Source organism: Lederbergia lenta NBRC 16444 (assembly GCF_001591545.1).
In the GTDB taxonomy this organism is placed as follows: Bacteria; Bacillota; Bacilli; order Bacillales; family Bacillaceae_C; genus Lederbergia; species Lederbergia lenta.
The window spans coordinates 37255-63761 of sequence record NZ_BCVC01000009.1 but is presented as its reverse complement, the minus strand read 5'-3'; the positions used below and the strand labels follow the sequence as shown (position 1 = coordinate 63761).

General features: G+C 37.4%; 26 protein-coding genes, 1 riboswitch and 1 other annotated feature. Of the genes, 17 read left to right on the top strand and 9 right to left on the bottom strand.

What is annotated here, in order from left to right; all coding sequences use genetic code 11:
• Nucleotides 1-14: 14 nt before the first annotated feature.
• Complete coding sequence (locus BLE01S_RS17960) at nucleotides 15-1016, bottom strand: ABC transporter substrate-binding protein (RefSeq protein ID WP_066145613.1); 1002 nt, start codon at nucleotides 1014-1016, stop codon at nucleotides 15-17.
• A 161-nt stretch (nucleotides 1017-1177) separates the two neighbouring features.
• On the opposite strand from BLE01S_RS17960, the gene BLE01S_RS17955 reads away from it, so the two are divergent.
• From BLE01S_RS17955 to asnB, 4 genes are all read left to right on the top strand, one after another.
• Nucleotides 1178-1975, top strand: coding sequence for an alpha/beta hydrolase family protein (locus BLE01S_RS17955; RefSeq protein WP_066145609.1), 798 nt, complete (start codon nucleotides 1178-1180; stop codon nucleotides 1973-1975).
• A 175-nt stretch (nucleotides 1976-2150) separates the two neighbouring features.
• Nucleotides 2151-2393, top strand: a complete 243-nt coding sequence (locus tag BLE01S_RS17950) for a DUF2584 domain-containing protein (protein WP_066145607.1) — start codon at nucleotides 2151-2153, stop codon at nucleotides 2391-2393.
• A gap of 79 nt (nucleotides 2394-2472) precedes the next feature.
• A riboswitch (SAM riboswitch) is annotated at nucleotides 2473-2594 on the top strand.
• A 178-nt stretch (nucleotides 2595-2772) separates the two neighbouring features.
• Nucleotides 2773-3975 (top strand): methionine adenosyltransferase, encoded by a 1203-nt coding sequence (gene metK, locus BLE01S_RS17945; protein ID WP_066145604.1) that lies wholly within the window; start codon nucleotides 2773-2775, stop codon nucleotides 3973-3975.
• Nucleotides 3976-4391: 416 nt separating this feature from the next.
• Complete coding sequence (gene asnB / locus BLE01S_RS17940; RefSeq protein ID WP_066145602.1) at nucleotides 4392-6281, top strand: asparagine synthase (glutamine-hydrolyzing); 1890 nt, start codon at nucleotides 4392-4394, stop codon at nucleotides 6279-6281.
• Nucleotides 6282-6340: 59 nt separating this feature from the next.
• Here asnB and BLE01S_RS17935 read toward each other — a convergent pair whose 3' ends face one another.
• Together BLE01S_RS17935 and BLE01S_RS17930 are read right to left on the bottom strand one after the other, a co-directional pair.
• Nucleotides 6341-7180: a C39 family peptidase gene (locus BLE01S_RS17935; protein WP_066145599.1), complete on the bottom strand. Its 840-nt coding sequence runs from the start codon at nucleotides 7178-7180 to the stop codon at nucleotides 6341-6343.
• Nucleotides 7181-7276: 96 nt separating this feature from the next.
• Nucleotides 7277-7795, bottom strand: a complete 519-nt coding sequence (locus BLE01S_RS17930) for a gamma carbonic anhydrase (RefSeq protein ID WP_066145595.1) — start codon at nucleotides 7793-7795, stop codon at nucleotides 7277-7279.
• A 152-nt stretch (nucleotides 7796-7947) separates the two neighbouring features.
• On the opposite strand from BLE01S_RS17930, the gene BLE01S_RS17925 reads away from it, so the two are divergent.
• Entirely contained in the window at nucleotides 7948-8760 is an 813-nt protein-coding gene (locus tag BLE01S_RS17925) for an alpha/beta hydrolase (RefSeq protein WP_066145591.1), read from the top strand.
• Between the two features lie 12 nt (nucleotides 8761-8772).
• A complete protein-coding gene (tbcS, locus tag BLE01S_RS17920; protein ID WP_066145588.1) occupies nucleotides 8773-9873 on the top strand; it encodes a tetraprenyl-beta-curcumene synthase in 1101 nt (366 codons plus the stop codon).
• A gap of 77 nt (nucleotides 9874-9950) precedes the next feature.
• Here tbcS and BLE01S_RS17915 read toward each other — a convergent pair whose 3' ends face one another.
• Nucleotides 9951-10325: a winged helix-turn-helix transcriptional regulator gene (locus tag BLE01S_RS17915; RefSeq protein WP_066145585.1), complete on the bottom strand. Its 375-nt coding sequence runs from the start codon at nucleotides 10323-10325 to the stop codon at nucleotides 9951-9953.
• 183 nt (nucleotides 10326-10508) lie between these two features.
• Here BLE01S_RS17915 and BLE01S_RS17910 point away from each other — a divergent pair, with 183 nt between their 5' ends.
• Together BLE01S_RS17910 and BLE01S_RS17905 are read left to right on the top strand one after the other, a co-directional pair.
• Nucleotides 10509-11699, top strand: coding sequence for an MFS transporter (locus BLE01S_RS17910; RefSeq protein WP_066145583.1), 1191 nt, complete (start codon nucleotides 10509-10511; stop codon nucleotides 11697-11699).
• A gap of 90 nt (nucleotides 11700-11789) precedes the next feature.
• On the top strand, nucleotides 11790-12632 hold the full coding sequence (locus tag BLE01S_RS17905; protein ID WP_066145580.1) for an aldo/keto reductase: 843 nt from the start codon (nucleotides 11790-11792) through the stop codon (nucleotides 12630-12632).
• A gap of 85 nt (nucleotides 12633-12717) precedes the next feature.
• On the opposite strand, the gene mnmM is transcribed toward BLE01S_RS17905, so the two are convergent.
• Nucleotides 12718-13290 carry a tRNA 5-(aminomethyl)-2-thiouridylate-methyltransferase MnmM gene (gene mnmM, locus BLE01S_RS17900; protein WP_066145576.1) on the bottom strand — a complete coding sequence of 191 codons (573 nt, stop codon included), beginning with the start codon at nucleotides 13288-13290 and terminating at the stop codon, nucleotides 12718-12720.
• Complete coding sequence (mnmL, locus tag BLE01S_RS17895) at nucleotides 13287-14255, bottom strand: tRNA modification radical SAM protein MnmL/YtqA (RefSeq protein WP_066145574.1); 969 nt, start codon at nucleotides 14253-14255, stop codon at nucleotides 13287-13289. Before mnmL ends, mnmM begins: the two co-directional genes overlap by 4 nt.
• A gap of 128 nt (nucleotides 14256-14383) precedes the next feature.
• On the opposite strand from mnmL, the gene BLE01S_RS17890 reads away from it, so the two are divergent.
• Together BLE01S_RS17890 and BLE01S_RS17885 are read left to right on the top strand one after the other, a co-directional pair.
• Nucleotides 14384-14668, top strand: a complete 285-nt coding sequence (locus BLE01S_RS17890; protein WP_066145571.1) for a YtzC family protein — start codon at nucleotides 14384-14386, stop codon at nucleotides 14666-14668.
• Nucleotides 14669-15422: 754 nt separating this feature from the next.
• On the top strand, nucleotides 15423-16607 hold the full coding sequence (locus BLE01S_RS17885; protein WP_066145568.1) for an MDR family MFS transporter: 1185 nt from the start codon (nucleotides 15423-15425) through the stop codon (nucleotides 16605-16607).
• A 29-nt stretch (nucleotides 16608-16636) separates the two neighbouring features.
• Here BLE01S_RS17885 and BLE01S_RS20565 read toward each other — a convergent pair whose 3' ends face one another.
• Nucleotides 16637-16771 (bottom strand): YpzI family protein, encoded by a 135-nt coding sequence (locus tag BLE01S_RS20565; protein ID WP_082788812.1) that lies wholly within the window; start codon nucleotides 16769-16771, stop codon nucleotides 16637-16639.
• A gap of 179 nt (nucleotides 16772-16950) precedes the next feature.
• Nucleotides 16951-17185: a binding site (T-box leader), on the top strand.
• 57 nt (nucleotides 17186-17242) lie between these two features.
• Between BLE01S_RS20565 and leuS the strand changes: the two genes are divergently transcribed.
• From leuS to BLE01S_RS17870, 3 genes are all read left to right on the top strand, one after another.
• A complete protein-coding gene (gene leuS / locus BLE01S_RS17880; protein WP_066145564.1) occupies nucleotides 17243-19657 on the top strand; it encodes a leucine--tRNA ligase in 2415 nt (804 codons plus the stop codon).
• Between the two features lie 146 nt (nucleotides 19658-19803).
• Nucleotides 19804-20118 carry a rhodanese-like domain-containing protein gene (locus BLE01S_RS17875; RefSeq protein ID WP_066145561.1) on the top strand — a complete coding sequence of 105 codons (315 nt, stop codon included), beginning with the start codon at nucleotides 19804-19806 and terminating at the stop codon, nucleotides 20116-20118.
• Between the two features lie 126 nt (nucleotides 20119-20244).
• A complete protein-coding gene (locus BLE01S_RS17870) occupies nucleotides 20245-20427 on the top strand; it encodes a sporulation protein Cse60 (RefSeq protein WP_066145556.1) in 183 nt (60 codons plus the stop codon).
• Nucleotides 20428-20583: 156 nt separating this feature from the next.
• Here BLE01S_RS17870 and BLE01S_RS17865 read toward each other — a convergent pair whose 3' ends face one another.
• Nucleotides 20584-21852 carry a BaiN/RdsA family NAD(P)/FAD-dependent oxidoreductase gene (locus BLE01S_RS17865; protein ID WP_066145553.1) on the bottom strand — a complete coding sequence of 423 codons (1269 nt, stop codon included), beginning with the start codon at nucleotides 21850-21852 and terminating at the stop codon, nucleotides 20584-20586.
• Nucleotides 21853-22044: 192 nt separating this feature from the next.
• On the opposite strand from BLE01S_RS17865, the gene BLE01S_RS17860 reads away from it, so the two are divergent.
• A complete protein-coding gene (locus BLE01S_RS17860) occupies nucleotides 22045-23667 on the top strand; it encodes a putative polysaccharide biosynthesis protein (RefSeq protein ID WP_066145550.1) in 1623 nt (540 codons plus the stop codon).
• A 56-nt stretch (nucleotides 23668-23723) separates the two neighbouring features.
• Here BLE01S_RS17860 and BLE01S_RS17855 read toward each other — a convergent pair whose 3' ends face one another.
• Entirely contained in the window at nucleotides 23724-23999 is a 276-nt protein-coding gene (locus BLE01S_RS17855; protein WP_231955837.1) for a bZIP transcription factor, read from the bottom strand.
• A gap of 113 nt (nucleotides 24000-24112) precedes the next feature.
• Between BLE01S_RS17855 and BLE01S_RS17850 the strand changes: the two genes are divergently transcribed.
• From BLE01S_RS17850 to ykzP, 3 genes are all read left to right on the top strand, one after another.
• Nucleotides 24113-24832 carry a pseudouridine synthase gene (locus tag BLE01S_RS17850; RefSeq protein ID WP_066145547.1) on the top strand — a complete coding sequence of 240 codons (720 nt, stop codon included), beginning with the start codon at nucleotides 24113-24115 and terminating at the stop codon, nucleotides 24830-24832.
• Nucleotides 24833-25126: 294 nt separating this feature from the next.
• Nucleotides 25127-25882 carry a hypothetical protein gene (locus tag BLE01S_RS17845; RefSeq protein WP_066145544.1) on the top strand — a complete coding sequence of 252 codons (756 nt, stop codon included), beginning with the start codon at nucleotides 25127-25129 and terminating at the stop codon, nucleotides 25880-25882.
• 344 nt (nucleotides 25883-26226) lie between these two features.
• Entirely contained in the window at nucleotides 26227-26397 is a 171-nt protein-coding gene (gene ykzP, locus BLE01S_RS21000; RefSeq protein WP_169800043.1) for a protein YkzP, read from the top strand.
• Nucleotides 26398-26507 lie beyond the last annotated feature (110 nt).

Genomic DNA, 26507 nt, shown 5'->3' with positions numbered 1-26507 from the left:
GGCTCTCCTTTCCTTTATTTTTTAATCACATTTTCCACAATCTTTGTATTAACTAATTTTTCGTATTCTACATCATCTGGTAGTTCACCAGCCTCATCCATAATCGTTTTAAGGTTATTCCACCCATCTTCTGTAAGTTTCATATCTTTTGCAAAGGAACCTTGGCTTTTATAACGATCTACAACGACTGCTAAAGTCTCTACATCAGAATCCTCGAAATAAGGCTGGACAAGTTTAGCGATCTCATCGGCATCGTTTTCCTCAACCCATTGCTGTGCTTTATACAAAGCACGAACAAACTTCTCTACTGTTGCTTCATTTTTATCAAGATAGCTTTCTTTTGCCATAAATGTTGTATAGGGTACTTGACCGGATTCCTCTCCAAATGATGCAACGATATAGCCTTTACCCTCCTTTTCAAAAACGGATGCAGTTGGTTCAAATAATTGAACGAAATCTCCTGTTCCAGAAGCAAAAGCATTAGCGATATTCGCGAAATCAATATTCTGGATTAAATCTAGATCAGCATGAGGATCAATTCCATGTTTTTTTAAAACGAATTCACCAACCATTTGTGGCATCCCGCCTTTGCGCTGTCCGAGGAAAGTCGAACCTTTTAATTGCTCCCAGTCAAAATTCTCTACTTTTTCTCGAGATACAAGGAAGGTGCCGTCTGTTTGTGTTAATTGTGCAAAATTGATGACGGGATCTGTGGAGCCTTGAGCATACACATATATAGAGGTCTCGGAACCAACAAGGGCGATATCCGCACCATCTGATAAAACAGCTGTCATCGTTTTGTCGCCGCCCCAAGTCGTTTTTAATTCAACATCAAGGCCTTCTTCTTTAAAAAACCCTTTTTCAATTGCAACGTATTGGGGAGCATAGAAAATGGAACGAGTTACTTCTGCCACTCTTACTTTTTGTAAGCTGTCTTTTGAGGAACAGGCAGTTATAGCGAGTACGGTGCAAGCAGCAATGAGTAATAGGATGCAGTTTTTAAACCACTTTCTCATATTGTTTTTCCTCCTTATGTGCCATATGAGGCGAAAGATATTATGGGCTAACATATCGTATGATTGATGATGCAATATGTGATAACCTCATAAGATAAGACAGGAGCAGTGGAGCATACTAAGTTGAAAAGATAAATCATTTAATAGATGGAGGGGATTACATGGAGAAAAAACAATTAATCGTAGATGTACAACCATTTCCTTCACCAAACCCAAAAATTCGTTTGTTTCTTGTTACATATTTGTCTGCAGGGCTAAAAGTAAAAGGATTGTTAGCAGAGCCAAGGCAACCAGGCGTATATGAAGGTTTTTTGTATTTACGAGGTGGCATTAAAAGTATAGGAATGGTTAGACCAGCAAGAATAGCTCAATTTGCTTCTGAGGGATTTGTCGTATTTGCGCCTTACTATAGAGGAAATCGAGGTGGTGAAGGGAATGAAGATTTTGCAGGGGCAGATCGTGAGGATGCGTTTGTAGGTTATGAGTTGTTAAAAAGCCATTCAGCTGTAAAAGAGAATCGTATTCATATTTTTGGATTTTCTCGAGGTGGAATAATGGCTTTACTGACCGGTATACATCAAGCTGACGCAGCATCAATTGTAACGTGGGGTGGAGTTTCTGATGTAGCTCTTACATATATGGAGCGTAAAGATATGAGACGAATGATGAAGCGCGTAATTGGTGGTTCTCCTAATACAGCTCAAAAAGCCTATGAATACAGGACACCACTTTATGAACTTGAAAAACTTCAAGCCCCTGTATTAATTATTCATGGAGAATTGGATCAGAATGTATCAGTGGAACATGCTTGGCGACTCGAAAAAAGATTAAAGGCACTTGGGAAAAAAGTAAATGCATGGTATTTTGACACATATACACATTACTTCCCTCCTGCAAGCAACCGTAAAATAGTAACCGACCTATGTACTTGGATGAAACAACAAAGAAATAATGTATAATAAGGATCAACGGCTAAGTACGCCACGTCGTGTGGCAACGCCGTTGTGACCCACGTCGTGTGGCAACGCCGTTGTGACCCACGTAAACTAACCATCTAAAGTATCTTGCACATCGATGTACAGACAGTTATTAATAGAAGTAGCAATTAGACAAGGAAAAGGAGGGAGTGTTTCAATGGGCATGCCAATTGAATTAAACACCATGATCGTAACAAAAGGAAATGAAAAAAGGCAAGAAGACAATCTTTTTATCCTTGAAAAAACTGGCTATAGATTATACCCAATTGATATTCCAGTTGACGTGCGTTACTCAAAAGTTAGTGAAAATAGAGCGACTGCAATTATTCAGAAAGTTGTCTGGGAAAATGAAAAAACAGTAATAACGTATCAACTTGTGTCTCTACACTCCAGTAATTGATCCTAATCGCTGGCAATATATTTAGTTTCCTGTTGACATAGCTTGATAAAGTACGTTATGATTTTATATTGAATGGATACTCTTATCCTGAGATGGTGGAGGGGCAGGCCCTATGAAACCCAGCAACCTACTTACGAGCGTAACAACTCTGTAAGAAAGGTGCTAACCTGTTGCAAGGCGAAAAGCCTTGAACGATAAGAGTGAAAGGCTCGGATCAATTATAAAAACCTTTCCTCACAGCGATGTTAATAGGAAAGGTTTTTATTATTTTATAAATAGAATAATAAAGCCTTTTATTAAATGCCTGCAGTATGATCATCATTTTAGGAAATGAGTATTATTAAAATAGGAAAGTTATTAGTGTATAGGAGGATGACCGATGACACATAACCGCCGTTTATTTACGTCAGAATCTGTAACGGAAGGACACCCAGACAAAATTTGTGATCAAATCTCTGATTCCATTTTAGATTCTATATTAAAAGCAGATGCGAATGCACGAGTTGCGTGTGAAACATCTGTAACAACAGGATTAGTGCTTGTGGCTGGGGAGATCACAACAAGTACATATGTAGATATACCAAAAATTGTTCGCGATACGATTAAAGAAATTGGCTATGACCGAGCAAAATATGGATTTGATGCGGAAACATGCGCTGTGATTACATCCATAGATGAGCAATCTCCTGATATTGCAGCAGGTGTTAATACAGCACTTGAAGCCCGAGAAAGATCGATGTCTGATGAAGAGATCGAGGAAATTGGAGCTGGTGACCAAGGTCTAATGTTTGGTTATGCATGTAATGAAACACAAGAATTAATGCCGCTCCCGATTTCGCTTGCACATAAACTCGCATATCGATTGACTCAAGTTCGAAAAGAAAATATACTTTCATATTTGCGACCTGATGGAAAAACACAAGTAACAGTAGAATATGATGAAAATGATAAGCCGATTAGAGTTGATACAATTGTTCTTTCGACTCAGCATCATCCTGAAATTACCTTGGAACAAATTCAGCAAGATATAAAAGATCATGTAATTGGCCCTGTTGTTCCCGCTGAATTACTTGATAATAATACGAAATACTTTATTAACCCAACTGGCCGTTTTGTGATTGGTGGACCACAGGGCGATGCAGGGTTAACTGGAAGAAAAATTATCGTTGACACCTATGGAGGATATGCTCGTCATGGAGGGGGCGCATTTTCTGGGAAAGATCCGACAAAAGTCGATCGTTCTGCAGCATATGCAGCACGTTATGTAGCTAAAAATATTGTCGCTTCTGGTCTGGCGGATAAATGCGAGGTGCAACTTGCATATGCGATCGGTGTGGCCCAGCCAGTTTCCATATCTGTTGATACATTTGGGACAGGGAAAGTGTCAGAAGAAGCGTTTGTTCATGCAATTAGGGAGAATTTTGATCTTCGTCCTGTAGGCATTATTCGGATGTTAGATCTTCGTCAACCAATATATAAGCAAACAGCCGCATATGGGCATTTTGGTCGTACAGATATTGAGTTACCATGGGAAAAAACAGACAAAGCCGAAGCGATTAAGGCTACGGCTCAAAGTAAGTAATTTGATAAAAAACAGAGCTAATGTGATAACGGCTCTGTTTTTTACTTCCTTAAATTGTAATACACTTTTAGTGGAACATCTTACTATGTTTTTGCCCCAGTTTTTTCACAATTAATACTGCTAAATGGAGCAAAAAGTGTTAGTATTAACAAGTATGCGACGCATTGATTATTTAACCATTGCGCTTTGAATAAGATATTCAAAAAGTCCGGCGAAAATTGCTGTCGAATTTCATTGTCAGCTTGCTCTCGGTCCCTCCCTAAACAAGGAAAAGGAATTTCTGCTAAGACCTGTAACAACAAACCTATGGCAAGTGTGGAGGCACTCGAAGACTATGTTTTGTAGAAATTCTCAGCTCTTTTTATTCCCCCTTTTTGAATACTCACTTGAATTTAAATAGAGTAGGTGGCATGTATATGTGCGGTTTTATCGGTTGTATCCATGATCAAGCTTTGGAAAATAAAGCAGTTGATCAAGGTTTATTTAAACAAATGAATCAATTAATTACCCACAGAGGTCCAGATGATGAGGGATATTTTGTAGATAATCATATTCAATTTGGCTTTCGCAGGTTGAGTATTATTGATATTGAAAGCGGCCAGCAGCCGTTAGCCTACGAAAATGAAAGATATTGGATCATATTCAATGGCGAAATTTATAATTTTATTGAACTTCGTGAAGAGCTTGTGAAAGCTGGGATGGAGTTTCAGACAGCTTCAGACACAGAAGTAATTATTGCTTTGTATAGCCAAGTGAAAGAGAAAGTAGTTGACAGGCTACGAGGTATGTTTGCTTTTGTCATTTGGGATAAGGAAAAACAAGAGCTTTTTGGTGCACGTGATCAGTTTGGAATTAAGCCGTTTTTTTATAAAGAAGAGGAAAATCGGACATTATTTTCATCAGAAAAGAAAAGTATTTTACTCGCAACAGAAGAGCAAAATATTAATTATGAGGCCTTACAACAATATATGACATATCAGTTTGTACCTGAACCTGATACGTTAACAGTTGGTATAAAAAAATTAGAACCAGGTCATTATTTCACCAAAAAAATTGGCGAACCAATGAAAATTGTTCGATACTGGCAAGCATCTTTCCAGCAAATTCAAAAGTCCGAAGCTGATATTGTGAAAGAAATTCAAGATGTTCTAATTGATTCGGTAAAATTGCATATGCGCAGTGATGTTCCAGTCGGCTCGTTTTTATCAGGCGGAATTGATTCTTCCATTATTGCCTCGATTGCTAAACAATTCCATCCGAACATCAAAACGTTTTCCGTTGGGTTCGAACGTAATGGGTTTAGTGAAATTGATGTGGCGAAAGAAACAGCAGATAAATTAGGTTTAGAAAATATTAGCTATGTGATCACTCCAGAAGAGTATATGAAAGAATTGCCAAAAATTATGTGGTATATGGATGATCCACTTGCAGATCCAGCTTGTGTGCCACTGTATTTTGTTGCACGCGAAGCTAGAAAACATGTAAAAGTCGTTTTATCTGGTGAAGGTGCAGATGAATTATTTGGTGGTTATAATATTTACCGTGAACCCCAATCACTTGAAGTATTTAATAAAATTCCTGAAGTTGGAAAGTCCCTATTACGAGGGCTTGCTAAAGCACTTCCAGAAGGAGTTAGAGGAAAGAGCTTCATTGAACGCGGTGTAACACCCATGGAGGAACGATATATTGGGAATGCGAAAATGTTTTCAGAAGAGGAAAAACGTAAATTGTTAGCTCGATATAATGAAGATATTCATTACCTTGATATTACGAAGCCTTTATATGAAGATACAGTTGGTTATGATCCAGTAGACCGCATGCAATATATCGATATTCATACGTGGATGCGCGGGGATATCTTATTAAAAGCAGATAGAGTGACAATGGCTCATTCGCTTGAACTTAGAGTACCATTTCTTGATAAAGAAGTATTTAATATTGCATCTAAAATTCCAACAAGCTTGAAAATAGCAGATGGAACAACTAAATATGTACTGAGAAAAGCAGCTAAAGGTATTGTTCCTGACCACGTACTGGATAGAAAGAAACTTGGATTTCCAGTTCCAATTCGTCATTGGCTTAAGGATGAAATGCATGATTGGGTAAAAGATATTATTAAAAATAGTGAAACAGACCATATTTTAAACAAGCGTTATATTCTGAAATTACATGAAGATCATTGCCAAGGAAAAATGGATCATAGCCGTAAAATTTGGACGGCTCTTGTGTTTATGATCTGGCATGCGGTTTATGTAGAAGAGAAGTATGACTTTCAAAATGAATACAAAAAGGCCACTGCTCATTAAGAGTAGTGGCTCCATTTTAGAAGCACGTTCAAGATGAATATGTTGAAGCTTGAAAGCTTTTAATCATACGAATAAGTGAGCGCATGGCTTCCCATTTGCACCCAAGATTTTTCAAAATCTTTAATGGGTGCTTTTTTATTTTTCTTACCTGTCAATGGATCGTTGAAATAAATATAGTCTTTATCATAGCCCGTAATTAGAACAGAGTGTTCTTTCATCGTGATTTGAATGACACCTTCCTTCGTGTGCCATGTTTGGAAATAGGAATCTTCCAATTCGCGATATTGCGAATTAATAATGACCCAAACAGGTCTGCCATCAGAAAGTGGTATTTTTAACTCTTCAAAAGATTGATTTGATAAATTTACGATTTTCCCTGGTAAATAGTTTTCTGCTAGTTCCATAATCGGTTCATGATACACACCTAGACCTGGCTCGTTAAATGTATACATATTGCCGACAAAGCCTTTATTCGGATTACCGTAGTGGATTTGGCCGTTTTTATAGGTTCGTTTTGCCGGATCTTTTCTTATTTCTTTAGCGAGCTTCATTTTATCCGCTTTAACTCCTGCACTTTCAAGCAACATAGCAAGTGAAGTTACTTCACAACCACGGGGAAGCTCTGGGAATTGCTCGATGACTGGAGCATCAATAATAATTTTATCCTCAAGTTGTATAATTAAGGGTTCATTTTTTTGTATTACTGAAGCATTTGCGGTTTCTGGTGCTGTAAAGTTATCCGTTTGACGCATACCTAAAAAAACAACAGCTAGTCCAAATATGGTAATAGCAGCAAAAGAAAACAATGTAGAGATAAACGAATTCCGTTTATTTTTAATAAAAAGAACAGTAAGTAAAAGAAGAACACATGCTATAAAAAGGAAAAGGAATGCTTTCATGTAACATCACCTTTACAATAAGATAAATGGTTATATTCTTATTATCGGCAATATATACCATGATTTCCAGTAGTTCTGATGAATAGTCTGTGACACTTATTTTTGCTGAATAGATTTATAATACTGTGCTTTTTCCGCATATTCCCTTGCAATCCGTTCCATATCAATAATATCGTCATCATTTAATTCACGTATTACTTTTGCAGGGCGTCCAAAAGCCAATGTATTCGCTGGAATTTTTTTACCTTGGGGAACAAGACTTCCTGCTCCGATAAACGCACCTTCGCCAATTTCTGCTCCATCTAAAATAATAGAGCCCATACCAATCAAGGCTTTTTTTCTGATAATACTGCTATGTAAGATGACTTGATGTCCGATCGTAGCCTCATCTTCAATGATTAATGGATTGTTTGGACTTTGGTGTAAAACAGAGTTATCTTGGATATTTACTTTCTCGCCAATAATTGTTGGTGCTACATCTCCACGGATTGCACAATTAAACCAAACGCTTGAACCTTTACCGATTTTAACATCACCAGTTACAGTCGCATAATCGGCAATAAATACTGAAGCGTGTATGTCTGGTGTTTTACCGTTATATGGATAAATTGCCATAGTTAATTTTAACTCCCTTTCCTTGTCTTTTTCTATATTTTAACGGATAAAGCAACATTTTTGTGAAAGTAAGTATTATCTTTAGAAATAGTCCTTCAATATCTGTAAACTGGGTAGAATAGAGGTTGAAAGATTGTTGAGGAGGATGCAACATGAGGAAATGGGAAGCAATTGGAACTGCTAAGGCAGTAATAGTGATTGTACATGGAGCAATGGAGCATCAGGGGCGTTATGGTTGGCTAATTGAAATGTGGCGATTAAATGGGTTTCATGTAATAGTAGGAGATTTACCCGGCCAAGGACTAACCACGAGATCACATAGAGGACATATTCGTTCCTTTGACGAATATATAGAGGAGACGAAATTATGGTTGCAGGAAGCGAACACGTACGCTTTACCTATTTTCATGTTAGGTCATAGTATGGGTGGGTTAACCGTAATTAGGCTTTTACAGACAGTTAAGATACATGTTGACGGTATTATATTGTCTTCCCCATGCTTGGGTCTTGTCGAATATCCTCCAACACCAATTAATGCTTTATCAGTAGGATTGAACTGGATTGCCCCAGGATTAAAAATAAATAGTAATTTAAGTATAGATCTTGTGACTAGAAATGAAGAGGAAAAGATGCGTGCGATGAATGACAGTTTATATGTAACGAAGGTCTCTGTTCGATGGTATAGAGAGTTATTAAAGGCAATGAAAACTGCCTTTATGCAGATTTCAGATTTTCCTGATATCCCTCTTTTGGTTATGCAGGGCGGGGATGATAAGATTGTAAGTAAGTCCGACGTAAGAAAATGGTTTAACGAGCTTGCCATTTCTGAAAAAACATATAAAGAATGGCCAAAATGTTATCATGAGATTTTTAATGAGCCAGAAAGAGAAATCATTTTTAATTATGCGAAAAGTTTTGCTGAGTTAAGACTCCGCATGCTAGGTTATGTATCAACTAGAGAATGAGGTGTTGTTAAGATGGTTTTACCCTCCCATCCACTTTCTTTGATGAGTCAAGTGTACCGAAACATTATGCCTGTGGTACATGAAGAGCTTAAATATTGGAAACAGCGGGCGAAAGAAATTCCAAATCAGGAATTACAAGAACAGGCATTAGCAAGTATTGAGCATAAGACGTTCCATTGTGAAGGTGGATCGATTATGGCTTTAACGGCACTTGAACATAAGGACCTGGCGATCAAGTTTATCGTCGCTTATCAGACTATTAGCGATTATTTGGATAACTTATGTGATAGAAGTACTTCATTAGACCCAGAAGATTTTGCTGCATTACATGAATCAATGATTGATGCATTAACGATAGGCGAGCTGCCAAAGTCTTATTATAGATTTCGTGAAGATCAAGATGATGGAGGATATTTGGCAGAGCTTATGCAAACATGCCAATCTGTTTTAAGCAATATGAGCAACTATGAAGAGATTAAACCTTTCTTACTTGAATTATGCCGGTATTATTGCGATTTGCAAATACATAAACATGTGTGTAAGGAAGAACGTGAAGAAAGATTAAAAAATTGGTTCGCGGAAAACAAAAATCTTCTTCCGGATATGGGGTGGCATGAATTTTCTGCTTGTTCTGGTTCGACATTAGGCATTTTTTGCCTTGTTTCATATGCGCTCCGTGAAGACTTTAGTGTGAGCCATGCAAATATGATTCGGGAAGGATATTTTCCTTATATTCAAGGTTTACATATTTTATTGGATTACTTCATTGACCAAGATGAAGATCGTGCAGGCGGGGATTTAAATTTTTGTTTTTATTATGAAAATAATGAAGAGCTTTTTACACGACTGCTACATTTTTTAAAAGAAGCCGATAGGCACACAAGCGAACTACCTGATATGAAATTTCATCAATTGATTAATAGAGGTCTTCTAGGTGTATATTTATCAGATAGTAAAGTGAATGAACAAAAAGAGGTAAAACAATTAGCAAAAAAAATGATGAAGCAAGGTGGCGCTGTAAGTTACTTCTTTTATTGGAATGGTCGTGCTTATAGATGGGTGAGAAATATGTTGATTAGGCCGGAGAAAGGATTAGCAGTGATTCATAAATAAAAGTTATAGGTACTGTTATACATAAAAAAACGAAATTTCCACTCGGAAATTTCGTTTTTTTTTGAAGTAACACCACTTTAATTCTTCAATTTGTCATTCAAAACACTGTCTTCTAATACAGAAAATTTATCGCCGTACACTTTGACAATATGATTTTCTCCCCATGAACATAAGGAATCCAAAATACCACGTAAGCTCATTCCATATTCACTGAGCTCATATTCAACTTTTGGAGGAATTTGATGATAAACAATACGATTAATTACTTCATCTTCCTCTAATTCACGTAATTGTTGGGTTAGCATTTTTTGGGTAATATTTGGCATCAGACGCTTCAATTCACTAGTACGCTTTTTCCCATGTGTTAAATGACAAAGGATAACACATTTCCATTTCCCACCTATTACTTCTAAAGTTGCTTCTACTGAGATATTGTATTTCTTTTGTTGCATCGTAGACCTCCTTATAATAGGCACTTAAAAGTACCTATATAACCTTTTGGTACCTATATTACTAAAAAGTGCGTACTTTTCATTCTGATTAATATCTCTCATAATAACATTTACCTACTGACTTATACTATTTTTATTTATTAAGTTTATCTAAGTCAAAGGAATTTTTATAGGAGGATAAAAATGAGTGTAGATAAAAAGCGAAGTATATTAGCACTACTAGCTCTAGCGGTTAGTGCGTTTGCTATAGGAACAACGGAATTTATTAGTGTGGGACTATTGCCGCTTATAGCACAAGATTTAGAAATAACGATCACGACAGCTGGTTTAACTGTTTCTCTATATGCTCTAGGTGTAACGTTTGGAGCGCCAATCCTGACATCTTTAACTTCAAGTATGTCCCGCAAATCCTTATTACTTTGGATTATGGTTATTTTTATTATTGGTAATAGTATAGCAGCCAGTGCTACAAGTATAGTTGTATTACTAGTAGCTCGTATCGTCTCAGCATTTTCACATGGTGTGTTTATGTCAATTGGTTCTACAATTGCAGCGGATTTAGTACCAGAAAATCGCAGGGCAAGTGCCATCTCCATTATGTTCACTGGTCTCACTGTAGCAACCGTTACCGGTGTGCCATTTGGAACATTTATTGGACAACAATTTGGTTGGAGAATTGCCTTCATCATTATTGTTGCTATTGGCCTCATAGCTTTCATAGCTAATAGTATCCTTGTTCCATCAGGATTAAGAAAGGGGTCGCATTCAACATTTCGGGATCAATTCAGGTTGGTGACAAATGGTCGGTTATTATTGATATTTATCATTACAGCTTTAGGTTATGGTGGAACATTTGTAGTATTTACTTATTTATCGCCATTACTGCAAAATATAACGGGATTTAAAGATACGACCGTCGTAATCATTCTATTAGTTTACGGTGTTGCAATTGCTATTGGTAACATTCTTGGTGGTAAGTTGTCCAATCGAAATCCGATACATGCATTATTTTATATGTTTATCGTACAAGCTGCCGTATTACTGACCTTAACTTTTACGGCTCCATTTAAAGCAGCGGGATTAATTACTATCTTTTTTATGGGCTTTATGGCATTTATGAATGTGCCGGGTCTACAGGTGTATGTAGTTATGCTAGCTGAGCGATTTGTACCAAGTGCAGTAGATGTAGCCTCAGCTATAAATATTGCTGCTTTTAATGCGGGTATTGCTATAGGTGCCTACTTAGGTGGTTTAATTGCGGACAGTATTGGCCTTATTCATACCGCTTGGATAGGAGCGGTAATGGTTGTATTTGCCGCAGCTTTAACAGGTTGGGCTCGTTTACTTGATATAAAAGATCAAAGAAGTAAATGATAAGATTGAAAATAGATAATGACCTCCATTTTTCGGAGGTATCGATCAAGTTGAAATTTAAAATTATGATCAGTAGGAGGATATTTAAAAATGGTGAGAAGTATATATGACACAACAACGCTTCATAACGGAGTAAAAATGCCTTGGTTAGGGATTGGGGTATTTAAAGTTGAAGAAGGTCCTGAATTAATTAACGCTGTAAAAACAGCTATTGAGCACGGGTATCGCAGTGTCGACACTGCAGCTATTTATGAAAATGAAGAAGGTGTTGGAAAAGGGATCAAAGAAGGAATGAAAGCAACTGGCATTTCTAGAAAAGAATTATTTGTCACTTCAAAGGTTTGGAATGCTGATCTAGAATATGATGCAACCATCGCTGCCTATGAAACAAGTTTAAATAAACTAGGATTGGATTATTTAGACTTATATCTGATCCATTGGCCTGTCGAAGGTAAATATAGAGATGCTTGGAGAGCGCTAGAAACCCTTTATAAAGAAGGAAGAGTTAAGGCAATAGGGGTAAGTAATTTCCATGTAGGTCATCTTAAAGACCTAATTATAGACGCAGAAATTATTCCAATGGTGAACCAGATAGAATATCATCCACGGTTAAATCAAAAGGAAATCCAATTGTTTTGCCAGGAGCATGGTATTCAGATAGAAGCGTGGTCCCCATTAATGCAAGGTCAGTTACTAGACAATGAAATTTTAAAGCAGATTGCCAATAAATACAGTAAATCGGTCGCCCAAGTAATTTTACGTTGGGACCTACAAAATCAGGTCGTAACTATTCCGAAATCTACAAAAGAACATCGAATTATAGAAAACGCATCGATTTTTGACTTTGAACTAACAAAAGATGATATGCGAAAAATTGATGCTTTAAATCAAAATTTTCGAGTTGGCCCAGATCCTGATAATTTTGACTTTTAAGGAATTTTGTATCTATCTTTTATTTTTATTAAAGGTGCTTAAGGTATTATTTACCTCAAGCACCTTTTTGGTTCATAGTGCAAATTTACTTTTTCTCCAACGCAAGGATGAAAGGTGGATTATTTTTTTGATTGATAAATCCGTATTGTAAAACATGAACATTTTCTTGATCTAAGTTTTTTACATATTGCAACAAGGCATCCCGTTCATCCATACCTTCAGGATGTCCGTGGTACACAACGAGGACAATTGTGCCTCCTTTGGGCATGACTGTTAGCAATTGTTCAACAGCATAGATCGTTGTATCTGGCTTCGTAACAATTGATTTATCACCCTTTGGTAAGTAACCCAGATTAAAAATAGCGCCAGTAATCTTCTGGTGATCATGTATCGGAATCATTTTGAGTAGTTGTTCATGTCCAGTCTGGAAAAGGGTAGTCCGTTTATTAAGTTCCTCTGTTTCAAGACGCCGATTTGTTTTAATAATCGCAGCATCTTGGATATCAAAGCCATACACATAGCCATTACTACCTACTAGCTTTGTCAAAAACAAAGTATCATGTCCATTTCCGACAGTAGCATCGACGACTACATCACCGTCATTTACGGCAGTTTGTAAGATATTTCGTGCAAAATCTAGTATACGCGGCAAATTCATATCGTCATTTCCTCTGTTTGTGTATGATAAAATTTTCCTTGCCAACTATTTCTTCGCTTTAATTCAGCATCAATGGCATTCATCACACTCCATTTATTTACACTCCACATCGGACCGACCATTAGATCGATGGGACCATCACCAGTGATTCTGTGAATGATCATTTCCGAAGGTAAAATTTCAAGTTGATCACAAACAAGTTCAACATATTCTTCTTGTGTTAGAAATTCAAGAAATCCTTTTTCATATTGTTTCACCATAGGTGTTCCTTTTAATAGGTGAAGTAGATGAATTTTGATTCCTTGTACATCTAACTTAGCAACTTCTTCAGCTGTTTCCATCATCATTTCGCGATTTTCAAGAGGAAGACCGTTTATGATATGTGAACAAACACGAATGCCGTGTTTCCTCAGTTTATTGACGCCTTCAACATACGAAGAAAAATCATGAGCACGGTTAATAAGTAGGGCTGTTCGTTCATGAACAGTTTGAAGTCCAAGTTCTACCCATAAATAAGTGCGCTCATTCAATTCTGCTAAGTATTCGACGACGTCATCAGGTAAACAATCTGGACGGGTACCAATCGAAAGTCCAACGACTCCATCTTGTTTTAAAACGGATTCGAATTTTTCCCTTAATTCACTGACTGGTGCATGTGTGTTTGTATATGCTTGGAAATATGCCATATATTTTCCGTCTTTCCATTTATGATGCATTTTTGTTTTAATTTCCTCAAATTGAGTGACTAAATCGTCTGCTCGATCGCCAGCAAAATCACCTGATCCTGCTGCGCTACAAAACGTACAACCACCGTGAGCAACCGTTCCGTCACGATTAGGACAATCAAAGCCACCATCCAGAGCAACTTTAAAAACTTTATGCCCAAAAAGATTTTTTAAATGAAAATTCCATGTGTGATAACGTTTATCGCCTATGGAATATAGAAACGGGTTCGCCGAATTCATTTTTCAGCAACCTCCTTATTGTTTTACTCAAAAAATTGTATCATAGCTTTGTGTGTTTGAGAACAAACTAACAAGGAAGATGTCTCTAAAGGACATATTCAAAAATAGCGGATGAGGGGTGGATATCCATGGCAACTCGTCAATCGATCGAAGACTGTATGAATCGTTGTGAATCAGCCATTCTTGTCGCAGAAGAGCAATATAATCAAGCGAGCCGTCAAGAACATTATTATGATGTGGAATTCAGTGAAGCCCAGCAACAACTGGAAACAGCTGTTATGGAAATTGAGAAACTTTCTGACAGTTCCAATGCCCAACAAAGGGAACAACTTTACCGTACCCGATTAAAGGTTCAACAGTTGCAAAACAAAATGATGGTAACAAATCATGATCATCCGCTAACGTGGCAGTAATTGAAGAATGGCACTTCGGGGGTATCCGAAGTGCCATTTTTCCTAGTTTACTCTATATAAATGGCGATTCGCTTTGGATTTGCAGGTAAACTTAAGAATTTATATGTAATTATTATATGAAAAATAAAAAAGAGTAAAGACAATTCGAATTTATATTGGATAGAATTGGTATTCCGAAGCTTACCGCTCATTTTTCGCCGAGCCGCTTCGTAGCTAGGCTCTTGCAGGGTCTCGGCTGTCTCGCAGCAGTCGAGCGGACGCTTCTCCAAGCCAATAATATATGGAATCTTCATTGGTCCAATTACTAATTCATTTTAACATTCGCAAAATGGATGTTGCTTATAAAACATCTGAACTTACAAAACTACTACTAGAAAATGAAAAGGCCTTTGTTTATACGTCTACATGTCCAAAAAACAAAAAGAATACATCTTCCAAATGTCCACTGGAACGATAAGTTGCTGCTCCAACATATGATTGACCTCGAATCTTCGTTTTTGCGTAGATATTAATATGTTATCTCTCAACATCTGTTCCAACGCTAAACAGGCAAGGTTATAAGCAATCCATCATCATGAGGGTAAAAAGCAATCAATCTTTCACGCCGTTTTATTTAAACGAGTACCTTCTGCTTTCTTATTTACAGAATTTACTTTTATTATTATTTGACAAAGATTCACTTGCGCACTCTCAGTAAAAGGTCTAGAATTGCTTTGGTTATCGAAATAATTGATCGGAAAGGTTGTTGGAAAACATGCCGAAGGCCTTATGGCTGTTAGTCATCGGGATGCTTGTAAATGTGACTGGTGCTTCGTTTTTATGGCCTTTGAATGCCATTTATATACATGATCATTTAGGTAAGTCTTTATCTATTGCTGGATTCGTGCTCATGTTGAATTCAGCAGGAAGTGTCATTGGGAATTTATTAGGTGGATTTTTATACGACAAGCTAGGTGGATATCGCTCTATTATGCTGGGTATTATCATTTCAGTCGTTGCCCTTACTGGTTTGACATTTTGGCATGGATGGCCACTTTATGTAATATTTTTGATTATTATTGGTTTTGGTAGTGGAATTATTTTTCCGTCGATGTTTGCGATGGCGGGTTTTGTATGGAAGGAAGGAGGGAGAAAGGCATTCAATGCTGTGTACGTGGCTCAAAATGCCGGAGTAGCCATTGGGTCAGCGCTTGGCGGTTTTGTTGCTTCGTTTTCCTTTGATTATATTTTCTTAGCAAACTTATTGATGTATATTGCGTTTTTATTTATTGCGTTTTTTGGATATAGAAATATTGCTGGTCAACAGTTGAAACAAACGAATGTATTGCAACAACGAAAACCAATTAAAAACAAACATAAATTATATGCGCTTATTATATTATGTGGTGCTTATTTTCTTGGTTGGGTGGCATATGTTCAGTGGCAATCAACAATTGCGGCTTACACACAAGTTGTAAATATTTCCTTAAAGCAGTATAGTATCTTGTGGACGATTAATGGAGCATTAATTGTACTTGCTCAGCCATTATTACAATGGTCTCTTAGAAAATATTCCAATCAATTAAAAGGGCAAATTATAGTCGGATTAAGTATATTTATTATCTCGTTTGGTGTTGCGGGAGTAGCTGATGACTTTAAAGGGTTCCTCGCAGCAATGATTATTTTAACAATGGGAGAAATGTTAGTTTGGCCAGTAGTACCAACGGTTGCAAATCAACTTGCTCCGAAAGGAAGAGAAGGTTTTTACCAAGGGATTGTTAACAGTACGGCTACGAGTGGCAGAATGATTGGTCCTGTTCTTGGAGGGATTCTTGTGGATATGTACGGGATGTCTGTATTGTTTGGATTTTTAATTGGTCTATTATTAGTTGCGCTCATTTTAGCTTGTTTTTACGAACGACCACTTAAAGCTACAGGGATACAAACAAACAAGCAATAGCTGGGCCATTGCTTGTTTTGAGAAATATATTATTCGCTAATAACTTTTCCTTTTTCGCCTGGTTTTTCAAGCCTTGTTGCTCCACCATAATGTAAAGCTTGATCCCGATCAGATTCAACTTTTTTCATTTTTTTTAGCTTTTTTTCTTGTCGATCTCTTCCCATTCTCATCACCTCTATATATAAAGTTTCCTAGCGGAAAGTATTTATACTTATTGATTGGGGCGCTAGATGATTCTTTTATGCATTATTAATAGCAGAGATATAACATTGTGATAATACAAACTAATTGGGCTTGAATTTATGTCTAAAATTATCTACAATAGGGGATACATGTAGATATAGAAGAAACGGTAACAAAGGATCAGTAGTGATTTTATCCTGAAAAAGAGAGTTGGCGGTAGGTGCGAGCCAATCGGGAAGGATCATGAACTCGCCTTTATAGTTGCATATGTGAAAGGAAAGTAATAAAAATCCTAATAATATATGCCGTATTCCGCGTTAAGGAAGCATAAAGCGAGTGTTAATTACACTAATGTGGGTGGTACCGCGGGAGAATTCAAACCTCTCGTCCCAAGAAGTTTCTTTGGGATGAGGGGTTTTTCTGTTTTTTAATACTATATAGGAGGCACTAACATGAGTTTTAGCCATCATAAGATAGAACGAAAATGGCAGCAGTACTGGGAAGAGAATAAAACGTTTAAAACAGATGCGGGTGGAGAAGGTGAGAAGTTTTATGCTCTCGATATGTTCCCTTATCCATCTGGTGCAGGTTTACACGTCGGTCACCCTGAAGGATATACAGCAACCGATATCCTTTCACGTATGAAACGGATGCAAGGGTATAATGTTCTTCATCCGATGGGCTGGGATGCATTTGGCCTGCCAGCTGAGCAGTATGCATTAGATACGGGAAATGACCCAGCTGAATTCACGCAACACAATATCGAAACATTCAAAAGGCAGATTAAATCACTTGGTTTCTCTTATGATTGGGACCGTGAAATCAATACAACAGATCCTGGTTATTATAAATGGACACAATGGATTTTCTTAAAGTTGTTTGAAAAAGGGCTTGCTTATGTGGATGAAGTACCAGTGAATTGGTGTCCTGCACTTGGAACGGTGCTTGCCAATGAAGAGGTCATTGATGGGAAAAGTGAACGAGGTGGGCATCCAGTTGAGAGACGTCCAATGCGACAATGGATTTTAAGAATTACGGAATACGCAGACCGACTGCTTGATGATCTAGAAGAACTTGATTGGCCCGAAAGCATTAAAGATATGCAACGTAACTGGATCGGTCGCTCTGAAGGGGCAGAAGTGACTTTTGGCATCGACGGTTTTGATGAAACATTTACTGTATTTACAACACGTCCAGATACGCTTTTCGGTGCAACATACGCAGTATTAGCACCTGAGCATCCATTTGTTGATAAAATCACTAGTCAGGAACAGAATGCAGCTGTTCAAGCCTATATTGAAAAAATAATCTCGAAAAGTGATCTAGAAAGAACAGATCTTGCTAAAGAAAAAACAGGAGTGTTTACCGGCGCATATGCAGTGAATCCTGTGAATGGTGAAAAAATGCCGATCTGGATTGCTGATTATGTTCTTATGTCATATGGAACTGGAGCGATCATGGCTGTTCCGGCGCATGATGAGCGTGACTACGAATTTGCGAAGGAATTTGGTTTGGAAATTAAAGAAGTTGTTGCAGGTGGGAATGTAGAAGAGTCTCCATACACAGGTGATGGTGTCCATGTTAATTCCGGTTTTCTTAACGATATGAATAAAGAAGATGCAATTACTGCGATGATTGATTGGCTTGAGAAAGAAAAGGTTGGAACGAAGAAAATAACATATCGCCTTCGCGACTGGTTATTTAGTCGTCAACGTTATTGGGGTGAACCGATCCCGATTATTCATTGGGAAGATGGTACGATGACGGGGGTTCCAGAGGAACAACTACCAGTAATTCTACCTGTTACAAATGAAATTAAACCATCTGGAACTGGTGAATCTCCACTTGCGAATATTTCCGACTGGTTGAATGTCGAAGATCCAATTTCAGGGAAAAAAGGTCGTCGGGAAACTAACACAATGCCACAATGGGCCGGAAGCTGTTGGTATTATCTTCGTTATATCGATCCAAACAATAATGAAGCGTTAGCGGATGAAGAGCTATTGAAAAAATGGCTGCCAGTTGATATTTATATCGGCGGTGCAGAACATGCGGTACTTCATTTGTTATATGCTAGATTCTGGCATAAATTTTTATATGACATTGGTGTTGTTCCAACGAAAGAACCATTCCAGAAACTATTTAACCAAGGAATGATCCTTGGGGAAAATAATGAAAAAATGAGTAAATCAAAAGGCAATGTGGTTAATCCTGATCACATTGTAGATAGTCATGGTGCTGATACACTTCGTCTATATGAAATGTTTATGGGACCACTCGATTCATCCATTGCTTGGTCTACGACAGGACTTGATGGAGCGCGCCGCTTCTTAGACAGAGTATGGCGTTTACTTGTGAATGAAGATGGTAGCTTATCAGAAAAAGTGCATCCAGGTGCTGGTTCGGAGCTTGAGAAAGTGTATCATCAAACAGTGAAAAAAGTGACGGAAGATTATGAGACACTAGGATTTAATACAGCTATTTCTCAAATGATGGTATTTGTAAATGAAGGATATAAATCCAATGTGCTTCCTAAAGAATATATCGAAGGTTTTGTTAAGATGTTAGCGCCAATTTGTCCACATATTGCAGAAGAATTATGGGCAAAGCTTGGTCACGAATCAACATTAACATATGAAGCTTGGCCTACGTATGACGAAACGAAGCTAATCGATGATGTGGTCGAAATTGTTGTTCAAATTAATGGGAAAGTTCGTTTGAAAATGCAGGTTGCACGAGATACAACTCGCGAGCAACTCACAGAACTTGCAGAGAATGACGAAAAAGTGAAAGAATTGATTGAAGGAAAAACAGTAAGAAAAGTAATTGCAGTGCCAGGAAAATTAGTGAACATTGTAGCAAATTAAAGGATGAAGAACCCCTAACTATATATTGGGGTTCTTTAATTATTTTAAAATACCTTAATGACAAACCCAAAAATGTAATTAAAAGCTTATAGCATTTAATTTTGATATAATGAAAAATATATTTTATTGGAAAGGGTGAACAGTTTATGTCTGAAATTAAAACGATTACTCCTGAAGAAGTGAAAACTCAACTTAGTGAAGGTGTAAATTTACATTTAATTGACGTAAGAGAAGATGACGAAGTGGCAGAGGACATGATTCCGAAAGCTGTACATATAAAGATGGGCGAGGTTCCTGAGCACTTAGATCAATTAGATAAAGACAAGGAATATATTATTATCTGTAGATCAGGTGGACGTAGTGGAAGAGTTTGCGAATATTTAAATGAACAAGGATACAATGTGACAAATATGGTCGGCGGTATGTTGGAATGGACAGGACCTAGAGAACCGAAGCTATAAAATTGCTACCCTTAAATAGAGTGGGAAATCCTCTATTTAAGGTTTTTTTGATTGCGTAATTATTAGAATAGTATAAAAATGTGCGACCTGGCAATACTAAGTGAAAAAGCCGGGAGGATGACTAGGATGATGCAAGTGAAACTTTTTGATTGTGAGCATGAGCAAGATCTTGAAGAAGAAATGAATGAGTTTTTGGGTGGACTCGGAACAAGAGATGTCATCGATATTAAATACCATATTGCAGCTATCGGGGAAGCTGACGACGAACAAATATATTGTTTTAGTGCGATGGTGTTGTATGTAAAATAAAAGCAATGCATCCAAGCTTTAATGGAGGAAATTTTAGTTACAATCGAATGGAGAATAAAACAGCTATAATCATAACTACGGTATTACTACTGAAATTAGCCACAGTCATTATCCGCGATAAAAAGAGCCGTCCCAGTTCCTGAGACAGCTCTCCTTTCATTTCCTAGCATTGCCAATGAGCGCAGCATTTGCGCCTGCTAATCTACCTGTTACTAAGGCAGATGTGATATTGTATCCGCCTGTGTACCCGTATATATCTAGCACTTCTCCGCAGAAAAATAGCCCAGGCATAAGTTTAGAGGCCATTGTTTTAGGTTCAATTTCCTTAACTGATACGCCACCACCTGTAACAAATGCCTTATCAAGCGGTAGTGTCCCATTAACTGTAAAGCGGAATTGTTTGCAAGAAACAGCGAATGCTCGAAGCTTATCTAATGATATGGAGGCACACAAATCACTCGGGTCAATTTCGTTTGTTTCCAATAAAAACAATAAATAACGTTCAGGTACAAGGCCTTTTAATGCGTTTTTTACCGCCTTTTTGGGTTCTTCTTTGATCTTCTTTTGTATATCTTGAAAAAGCTCTTCTTGTTTTAGATCTGGTAAAGCATCTAGCGACATAATGACTTCATCTAAATTCCACTTTTTTTGTGCTTTGACAACGAATTGGCTACATCTGAGCACGGCAGGTCCGGAGATACCAAGATGTGTAAAAATCATATCCATTCTATGTGTGATGATCGCTTTGCCTTTTGGGTTGAGCACACTTAGTGCTACATCACGCAGTGACAATCCTTGTAATGTTTTTTCTTTTATAAAAGTTTCAGCAGATGTTACCGGAACTTCAGTTGGGAAAAGTTCAGAAATCGAATGTCCAGCAGACTCTGCCCATGGGAATCCATCACCGGTAGAACCTGTTTGTGGAACTGATTTTCCACCTGAAGCGATGACAACTGCATTACTTGAAATTTTTTCACCTGATTCTAGAAGGACTCCAGCGACTTGATCTTCCGCATACAGAACTTCCTTTACGGGTGAATTCACTCGTACTTCAACTCCAAGCTTTTCCATAAGTGTTAGCATTGCATCCACAACAGACTGTGCTCGATCCGATACCGGAAACATTCTACCGTGATCTTCTTCCTTCAGTTTAATCCCCAGGTTTTCAAAAAAATTTATAATATCTTCATTATTAAAAACAGAGAAGGCGCCATAAAGGAAGCGTCCATTTCCGGGAATATGTCGAATAATTTCTTCAACTGGAAGTCTATTCGTTACATTACAACGTCCACCACCTGAAATAGCCAGTTTCCGTCCCAGCTTATTCCCTTTATCAATTAAAAGTACCTTTACTTTTTCCTCGGCAGCCGCAATAGAAGCCATCAGCCCTGATGGGCCGCCACCAATAACAATTACATCATACATTTTCCGTTCAACACCTTGTTGTTTAGTCCCCTTATTTTAAAATTAGTTTTGGTGAAAAGCAAACTTGATCACATACTGTTCATTGTCAAATAGCGTCGATACCTGTAAACTATCTAGTAGTGATAAAAACATTAAGCTAAAATCTTTAATAATAAATTTAAACAATAAACTAATTGGAGAGTCAGAGAGTGTATGTCATCTAAATTAATTCGAGGAACTTTCATAATAACTTTAGGAACAATCTTGTCCAAAGTGCTTGGACTCTTGTATGTTATTCCTTTTTACCGAATTATTGGTGGAGAAGAGGAAGTAGCACTATATCAATTTGGGTACGTGCCATATACGATCTTTATAAGTATTGCTACGGCAGGAGTACCGCTCGCTGTCTCGAAATATATTGCAAAATATAACGCTCTTGAAGAATATGCGGTTGGACGAAAGCTATTTCGTTCAGGGATGTATATCATGTTTGCAACAGGTATACTTTCTTTTATAGCGATGTATCTTCTAGCTCCTTGGTTTGCAGGCCTAGTGTTAAATGGCGCAGATACAACAAATTCGTATAGTGTTTCAGACGTAACAACTGTCATTAGGGCGGTCAGCTTTGCATTAATTATTATTCCTTTTATGAGTTTGATTCGCGGATTCTTCCAGGGACACCAATCTATGGGACCATCGGCGGTATCGACTGTAATCGAACAATTAGCAAGAATTATCTTCTTGCTAGCTGGCGCATACATCGCTCTATTCGTGTTAAAAAAAGGAGTAGTCACAGCTGTAAGCGTCGCTACATTTGCCGCTTTTATTGGTGGTCTTGCAAGTCTTATCGTGCTTATTTGGTATTGGAAAAAACGAAAACCAGGATTGGATAAGCTATTACAACACGATAGGGGCACATTAGATATCCCACTTTCAAGTATGTACAAAGAAATTCTTATTTACGCATTGCCCTTTGTACTTGTAGGAATAGCGAATCCATTATTCCAGTTTATCGATCAAATCACATTCAATCGGGCTATGGCAGCAGCAGGAAAATCGGCAGAAGCACTTGGCTCACTAGGTATATTAAATTTTACAACTCATAAACTTGTAATTATTCCAGTATCACTTGCTACAGCTTTTGCGTTAACACTTGTCCCTATGGTGACCGAGTCATTTGTTAAGGGAGAACGACGTGTGATGTTCCGCCAACTGGATCAAACTTTTCAAGTGCTATTATTTATAACAATTCCAGCCGCAATAGGATTAGCTTTGCTTGCAGATCCTATGTATACGATGTTTTACCCGTATGATGAATATGGCGCACAAGTACTGCGGACATATGCGCCTGTTGCCATTTTGTTTTCATTATATGCGGTCACAGCAGCAATTTTACAAGGAATTAATGAGCAGCGTTATACAATACTAAGTCTTTTAAGTGGATTGTTGATAAAGTTAGCCCTAAATATGCCATTAATAAAAATGTATGGAACAGAAGGTGCTGTGTACGCCACTGCTTTGGGTTATACTTTTTCTATTGTTATAAATTTAATTGTCATAAAAAAATTCGCCCATTATCCATTCAAATTAGTAGCTAAAAGAACATTATTAATTATTATTTTTAACGTGATAATGGCTATCCCTGTTTATTTTGTATATAAAGGTTTACTCAATTTTCTATCACCTGAATCAACATTTCAGGCAATTATTATTGTTGGAATCTGTGCAACAATTGGTGGATTCATTTATGCTTATCTCGGATTAAGATCAGGTCTTGCGGACAGATTGTTTGGTACCCGTCTCCAACGACTTAAAAAACGATTGCGGCTGTCGTGAATTACAGATATGAAAAAAGAGGCTACCACGGGTAAGCCTCTTTTTCGAACTAAATATTAATAGTATCCACCCGGAGTATCTGTATGTCCAGGGTGCTCAGGTCGGCCAGTAAAGCCTAATTGTCTTTCAAGTCTATCCACCCTGCGGTCTAATCTTTCAACTTGTCGATCGAGACGTTGTATTTGTCTTTCCAGTTGATCTATTCTTCTGTTTACAGACTGATCTGGAAATCCCGGAAAACTTGGAAAACCAAATTGTTGCTGGGGTGGTGTTTGTCGTTCAGGTTGCTGCGGTATCATTCCCATTGGTATATGCTGGGGGTAATTCATCATAATGTCATTCACTCCATTCATTCGTTGTACATCAATAGCCTATGTAAAAGGTAAAAGAATGTTCGGGTGTTTAGCCCGAATTAGGAAAGTAATATTCATTCGGAGGTTAATCTATGAGAATCGATAAGTTGATTGCTAATCTTGGCTACGGGAGCAGAAAAGAAGTAAAGAAAATTTTGAAAAACGGAAGTGTCACGGTTAACGGTAAAACAGTGAAAGATGCAAAAGTTCATGTTGATACAGTGAATGACTCGATTATGATATTAGGGGAAGAAATTCACTATAAGGAATTTATTTATTTAATGATGAATAAGCCTCCTGGTGTAATTTCAGCTACTGAAGATTCTCGAGATGAAACGGTTGTTGATTTGCTCGCTCATGCGGATATGGTTTACACCCCGTTTCCTGTAGGGCGGCTAGATAAAGATACAGAAGGATTTTTGCTTTTGACAAATGATGGACAGCTCGCACATCAATTGCTATCACCGAAAAAAAATGTTCCCAAAACGTATTTTGCAGTGATCAATACTGAGGTAACAGCAGAAGATGTAGAGGAATTTAAAAAGGGAGTTACGCTCGATGACGGTTATCATACAAAGTCGGGTGAGCTAAAAGTATTAAAGTCCGGACTCAGATCTGATATTGAGCTAACAATTACCGAAGGGAAATTTCACCAAGTGAAGCGGATGTTTGAAGCAGTCGGTAAAAAAGTAATATACTTAAAAAGGATATCAATGGGACCACTTAAATTGGATGATTCCCTTAGTCTCGGAGAATACCGAGAATTGTCGGAGGAAGAAATTAATTTATTAAAGGAATACCGCAATGAATAATAGGTCTTTCTCTAAAAAGTTGAATTGTCTTTTTCCTGAGAACAATTTATGTTGCTGTATAGTAAATCGGTTGATAGATGAGTTAATTGTATAATTGCTTCATATCAACAAAAGTCACCGTATTTATACGAGTGCATTCAACAATTTGCCAATGTAGTATCTCTTTCTATGTAGAAGAATAACAGGCTACAGAAAAAAACCAATTTTTCTCATCGAAATCTCATCTTTCTCACATTTGGATTTAATATCCGGGTATTAAGATTGAAGTAACTTATAAATAGGGAGAGTATGTACATGAAAAAAATTACAATTATAGCAGCAACCCTATTACTTCTGACAATTGTAGGTGTTAGCTATGCTGCTCAAGCAAAACAAGATACAAAATCATTATCCGAGAATGCTACTGAAATACATAAACAAAAGAGTGAGGGTGAAGATGGAGAGGTTCATGATTTTCATTCATATGACACAACTGACGAGATAGCAGTTGAAATGGGTAAGAATGAAACAAGCAAAAATATATCTGTAGAAAATAAAACGGATAAACTTCCGGAATACTCCATCATTTCTACTCATGTTGATATGGAACACTTGAACGCTAAAGTAGTAGAAGATAACCATAATAAACGTGTCATTCTAATAATAGATGACAATGGTCAATCAAAGTTCAAAAGTATCTATGTTAAAAATACAAACAGGTTAAAATTAATAGACTTTGAAGGTGGATTGGTGTTTGATCAAAATCTTGAACGTATAAAAGAGAGTGTAGAAGCAACTACTGATCCTGCTGAAAATGAGAGTGTAAAGAATGAAGCCGCAGAACAAAAAAGAAAGACTGAAACATTTCCTGAGTATTCCACAATCTCTAGCCATGTCGATATGAAGGACTTAAACGAACAAGTCGCAGAAGATAATCATAACAAACGTGTCATTCTATTCAAGGATGACAATGATCAGCAGAAATTTAAAAGTATCTATGTTAAAAATACAAAGAGACTTAAAATTATTAACTTCGACGGTGACGCAATCTATAACGCCATTATTTTATAATGAACTTTCCTCCCTCGGAAACGAATATCCACTTTCGTTTTCGGGGATTTTAATTTTAAATGCTCTAGATCGGGTAGAGTATGCCTGGAATATGATCAAATAGCACAGAACGTTAATTAATATGGTGCGATGATCAGAAAGTAGTCTGTCATGGCTCATAAAGTAGCTCTTACAGCCAGTAAAACTCCGCAAATCGCCAGTACCAGCAAAAATATCATTGTTTTAAGGCGAGAAAAGCGAATCTTTAGCTATATAAGAATAAAGGGCAATCATCTAATTGATTTTTTAAGCGAATATGAATTTCAGCAGTGGAGAAACTATCAATGAAAGGGGAGTTATGAAAAATGGTAAAGCGAAAAGCGGCTAGAAATGCAGTAGAAAAATATAGTAAAACTCCAAAAGAGAATATTGAGGAATCTGATTATACCGCAGAATTTGCTGCTGGAGAGAGCCCGATGAAAGGTGCAAATCGTAATTCTAATCTCGGGCGAAAAGGTAGAGGGAATGAACAATAAAAAAACGGCAGTCGCCGTTTTTTTATTTGTTAAGAAATTATTAGGATAACTTCAAAAGAGGGTTTTTCACCTAACTCCATCACACAGCAGCTAGCAAACGGCGCTTATTA